Origin of the sequence: Leptolyngbya sp. FACHB-711 (assembly GCF_014695615.1) — a bacterium.
Classification (GTDB): Bacteria; Cyanobacteriota; Cyanobacteriia; order Elainellales; family Elainellaceae; genus Leptolyngbya_A.
In genome coordinates, this window is sequence record NZ_JACJOR010000467.1 from 1 (window position 1) to 5,057 (window position 5,057).

Below are 5,057 nucleotides of genomic sequence, written 5' to 3' on the forward strand. Positions count from 1 at the left end.
AGCGATCTGTTGTGCTAAAGGCATCCAAAACTGCTGTAAAAGCTTGATGCGAAGCAGTTCCTCCTTGGGGGTAATCGGACTATCTTGCCAGCCCTGCTGATAAAAAAAGTTTTGGAGCCGAAGAAAAACTCGCTGAAAAAAAGCTTCGTCCTGCTGATGAATTGACCTGCTTTCTGCCATCGTTTACCGCTCCTTTATTCGCTCATTCGCTAACTGCCCAGCTTAAATGCCTCCAGAAATAGCCCATAAGCCAGTCCCAGCTTTAACCCGTTCAAGACATCGAGCAACAGCGATCGGGCAGCAGGCCTCGCTTGTCCCAAAGAACGGGAACGATCGCCGCGATAAACTAGCCAGCTAATCAACTCACTAAACAACACCAACAGAAACGCTGCCAGCACGTCTAATTCTGCCTTTTGTCCGGCAACGGTCGAAATCGTCGAAGCAAGAAAATTTCCGGTCAAAACTGTAATCAGCAGCAGCGACAACCGCCGCCAGGGATTTTGTAGCGATCGGCTAAATCGTCCTAGCGCATTGTCTACAACCGTACTGAGCCGAGTATTCTGCATGAATTGGGGATAAATTGGGGACAAATCGGGGCGGAAGTTGAATATCAGCATTTTAAAGGTAGAGAAGCAGAAAACAAGGACAGAAAGCCCTGATTCCGATTGCCGTCCCCAGTCCATCGCTTAGGGAAAACGATCGCCGCAGAAACTCTCTTTGGATACGTGCAAAGACCGTGATCCCTGTCTAGATTAGAAATGACACGCGGGAGGGAACGGGAGTGAAGATATCAGATGAGACAAAGCTCAAGCTCTACCCTGTGGCAATCGGGGTCATGGGCGTTTGTCTGCTGGCACTGCTCTTTACCCGAATTGATATTATTCTGCCGACTTCCCCCGAGCAAACCGCTCCCCCGGAACCTGCCGCGTCTCCCATGCCTGCCCCAACTCCGGCGATCGAACCTTCTCCCACCCCATCCCCCAGTCCGACCCCGATTCCTAGTCCACCGCCCGTTTCTCAGTCGCCCAATCCTGCGGCAGCAAGCGATCGTTTGGGAAACCTCAAAGTCAGCAATCAAACGACACATCCGGTACGGGTGGCTTTGCTGTTTCAGCAGGCAAACAGTAAATCTACGGCACAACTATCCTACAACCAGCCCGTTCACTGGGATTTTGCACCGGGCGAAGGGGGAAATACTGGCTTATTACTCTCACTGCCCGATAGCAACCTGCAAGTCAAAGCGGGAGATGTGCTGATGGCATTTGCAGAAGACGGTTCACGCCGCTACTGGGGTCCGTTTGTGGTTGGTAGAACGAGCCTGCCAACGTGGAATGCGACTCAGCAAGAGTGGACGCTGCTACTCCAGCAATAAATTCTGTCGGTGCGGATAAGCATTGCAGTTCAAGCTGGGCTGGATTCGATCGCGATTCGATCGTTAAACAAATCTCCTTACAAGAATGAGAGGATGTTTGAATCGCCACCGTCACTCAACTTGCTTAATGCTCAAGCAACCTGGCTCACTTTCAAAATTCAAAGTCTCCCCTCGCTCTTTTAGAGCGGCAAGCAATCAATGGGGAATTTAGGGGGCAATGTAGAACAGAGAACGCTTTTCAAACACCCTCGGAGCAGAGCTTTCACAACCTATGGGTGAACCCTTTCGTAAACCCTATTTTGTGGACCCTATCGATAAACTGGAGAAGAAAATTGAGAGGTTTCTCCTGTGTTCGATATTCGATTGGTGTTCGGCTGGCTAATGTCTAAATGCGATCGGTGGAGTCAGGGAACCGAAAGCCGATTTCTCCTCACGCGACTCGTAGGTCTTGCCTGCATGACCCTGATTGGGGCTGCAACAATCCTTGTCATGCCTGCTGCGATCGCTGCGGATTCAACGGATTTAGCAAGCGGCTCTCAAGTCTTTCAGGCGCACTGCGAGGGCTGCCACATTAACGGCGGCAACATTATCCGACGCGGCAAAACCCTGAAACTCAACGCCCTGCAACGCAACGGTATGGATTCTCTAGAGGGGATCGCCCAAATCGTCACCCATGGCAAAAACAATATGTCTGCTTTTCACGATCGCCTCACTGAGCAGCAAATTCAAGATGTCGCCGCCTACGTTCTTGACCAGGCAGAAACAGGCTGGAAAGAACCGCAAAAATAAATCCATTTCCAAACAAGTCGATCGCAACACCACCCCAGGCTCAAACTGAATCGCACAATCTCTCCCCTCCACTCATCCACCTACCGCAACTGATAATCCACGCTGAAATAAACCCCAAAATCCTGAGCATTCACTCCCTGATCGTCCAGATTCACCAGGGGAATTGCGCCATCTACTCTCACATTCACATCAGCCAAGGGCTGCCATAGGATGCCTAACCCCACGCCCGCAAGAAAATTTTGACGTGGCAAAGCATTTAGATTGCGGCTATCGTTCCAGACCAGTCCAGAATCGATAAAAGGCGCAACTTGCAGCACTGACTCTCCTGCCTCGTTGCGGGCAAGCGTGATCCGGTCTTCCACAGAAAAGCGAATGCCATTATCGCCCAATCTGGCATTTTGCCGAAACCCGCGTACCGATCGTCCACCCCCGATCGCAAACTGCTGTGAGGGCGGGAGCGCGTCGGGCGTGAGCTGCACATCAAGCTGAGCAATCAGTAAATTGCCTGGATTCAGGATTTGGACGCGCTGAAACTGTCCCAGCCAGGTAAAAAATAGCCCGTCTGGCGTGTTGTCAGGGGGGTCTGTGGTGGCACCCAATAATCCAGTGCCGAAATTGAATGCCGATCGCCCTGCCCAGGCTCCCTGGGGGTCACGCCGCACATAGTCCTGACCAAAGGTGAAAACACTGGTCGTCGTATCGTCGATCAGCGATTCGCTCACAAAGATTTGTCCGGTGCGGTGCGTGAATTCGGTAGAAAGGGCGAACTCTTCGCGGGGCGATCGAATCACGGGCTGCCGAAAGCTGGCTTCATACAGGTTCGCGCTGCCCTGAATATCGAGATCGTCAGGATCACGGCGTGTAAACTCGAAGTTGCTGGGTGAGTACCTGAGCGCAAGGGTGCCCTGAAGCGGATTAAGTGGAATTTCGTAGTTGAATTCAAAAACGTTTGATCCACCTGTGGTCGATCGAAAATAAGCCGCCGTCAGCAAATCGCCGTTTCCAGTCAAATTATGTTGTCCTATCACAACCCCAATGCGCTCTGACCCCACATCGGGCGGCGACAGGTTATCAGCACTCAGATCGAGAATCCAGTCTTCTGCTTCGGTTACACGCACCGACAGAATGCTTTGCCCCAGCCCGCTGCCTGCGCGTAAGCTGGCTTCCACGTTGTCAAATAAAGGGTCGATTCGCAGCAGACGAAGCTGATCTTCCAGATCGCTCTGACGCAAAGGCGTACCGCTGCCCAACTGGATTCGACTGCGAACATAGGCAGGATTGACTCGGCGAGTTCCTTCAATCTCGATCGCCTCCAAGCTGCCTTCGATGACGCGAATCTGCACAACGCCATCCTGAATTTGCTGATCGACCAGAATTGCTCTGGAGGTGAGATAGCCCTCGTTTAGATAAAGCTGGGTAATCTGATCCGCGACCTGCCGCAGCTCTTCTAGAGTGAGCGATTTGCCCTGCACAGGTTGGACGAGCGGCGCAAAATCGTTTTCGTCAAAAACCGTACTTCCCACCACCTCAATCTGCTGGACGGGAATCTGAACCGGGGCAGTTTCAGTCACAGGCGCAGGCGCAGGCGGAATCGATTCAGCTGGAGCGGGAGCAGGCAAGGGAACAGGCGGCACAGGCTGAAGCAAGGAAGGCTCAGGATTTGTGGGAACAGGAGTCTGAGCCAGAATTTCCGCTAGAGCCACTGCCTGAGCAGGGATAGAAACAAGCAGCCCAGGCACGATCGCCCCAAACGCAAGATGGAGCAGTTCCCCCTTCGCAGTTATCGATTTCGCCAACGATCGTTTCATCACCCACTCACAAACCCCATGGCAGCATTATCGAAGTCCTGACGGTTTGCTCCGGAAAAACGGTTGAATTCCTTAACTGAATTCCTTAACCGTTACTCAACGTCGCCTGACTTTGCTCACCATTTTGCGAGAAAATCGCAGGTTTAAATCCTCTGACTCTGCCCAATCCTGCAAAATCTGGAAAAAGATCTGTCGATCGTTTGCTTGCAACACGGCAGTCTGGTCTGCGCTTTCGATCACATAAGGATAGCCGCCGCCAATAATCACTTCGCCGCGTACCCAGTCCATGATTCCATCGCTAATCCCTGCTTCCACCATCCATAGAGGCATTTCAATCCGGGCAGGATAGTTGTCGCGAGTGGTTTTTAAGTAGGTAAAGGCAACCCGATCGCGCTGCTCTTCATACTGGTCTAAAATGCCCGATCGCTGGCACAGAAACAGGGGAGTTCGATCGCCCCACGCCATAAATTTGTTGAGCAACTGAGCATCGTGAATGGTGTCGGATGGAGGCAGATCATAAAGCGTGCGGAGCATTACCGCGAGATCCTGCGCGTAGGAAGTGTCGATATAGGCAACCAAAGGAACCCGGTATTTCTCGCTTGCCCGCAGCAAATTCAGCAGACATTCGACATAAAACTGACGGCTGCTCCCATCAAACACTTGAGCAAAGGTCGCCACCAGAGAGCCATCCAGAAATACCAGACAGTCTTCGGCATGGGCATGGTCTTTGATGTAATCGACCAGTCGTTGCGTCTCCATCTCAAACCGCCGCATATTGACTCGTCGATCGACAGGTTCACCGCTATTCCCAGCTTGAAGATCGATCGGGGTCATCACATCCAGGGCAATGTCTTTCTCGTAGCCGCCTGTCGGCAGGTGAGGATTTTCAAACCAGCCAATCTGCACCAGAGCGATCGGAATCGAAAGATCTTTCCCCGGATAGATTTGGGAGCCATCAACCGCAAACGTGCGGATTCCAGTGAGCCGATCGCGTACCCAAGCAAGGCTCTGCTCTTTGTTCTGCCACACCAGCCCACAGGAAATCACGCCGTTCTTTGCCTCAGACAGCGACTCTAACAGCCGCGCTC

General features: G+C 52.3%; 6 protein-coding genes. 2 read left to right on the plus strand and 4 right to left on the minus strand.

The window, feature by feature from the left end; translation table 11 throughout:
• Positions 1-180, minus strand: a 180-nt coding sequence (locus tag H6F80_RS21535) for a hypothetical protein (protein ID WP_190793579.1), incomplete at its 3' end; no start/stop codon positions are given.
• Positions 181-209: 29 nt separating this feature from the next.
• Positions 210-566 (minus strand): DUF565 domain-containing protein, encoded by a 357-nt coding sequence (locus tag H6F80_RS21540; protein WP_190793580.1) that lies wholly within the window; start codon positions 564-566, stop codon positions 210-212.
• 215 nt (positions 567-781) lie between these two features.
• Here H6F80_RS21540 and H6F80_RS21545 point away from each other — a divergent pair, with 215 nt between their 5' ends.
• The gene (locus H6F80_RS21545) at positions 782-1,372 is read left to right on the plus strand and encodes a hypothetical protein (protein WP_190793581.1); all 591 of its coding nucleotides are present in this window, start codon (positions 782-784) and stop codon (positions 1,370-1,372) included.
• A 348-nt stretch (positions 1,373-1,720) separates the two neighbouring features.
• On the plus strand, positions 1,721-2,161 hold the full coding sequence (locus H6F80_RS21550) for a c-type cytochrome (protein ID WP_518523627.1): 441 nt from the start codon (positions 1,721-1,723) through the stop codon (positions 2,159-2,161).
• Positions 2,162-2,241: 80 nt separating this feature from the next.
• Here H6F80_RS21550 and H6F80_RS21555 read toward each other — a convergent pair whose 3' ends face one another.
• Together H6F80_RS21555 and H6F80_RS21560 are read right to left on the minus strand one after the other, a co-directional pair.
• On the minus strand, positions 2,242-3,969 hold the full coding sequence (locus H6F80_RS21555; RefSeq protein WP_190793582.1) for a ShlB/FhaC/HecB family hemolysin secretion/activation protein: 1,728 nt from the start codon (positions 3,967-3,969) through the stop codon (positions 2,242-2,244).
• 96 nt (positions 3,970-4,065) lie between these two features.
• On the minus strand, positions 4,066-5,057 hold a 992-nt coding region (locus tag H6F80_RS21560), incomplete at its 5' end, for a DNA double-strand break repair nuclease NurA (RefSeq protein WP_190793583.1).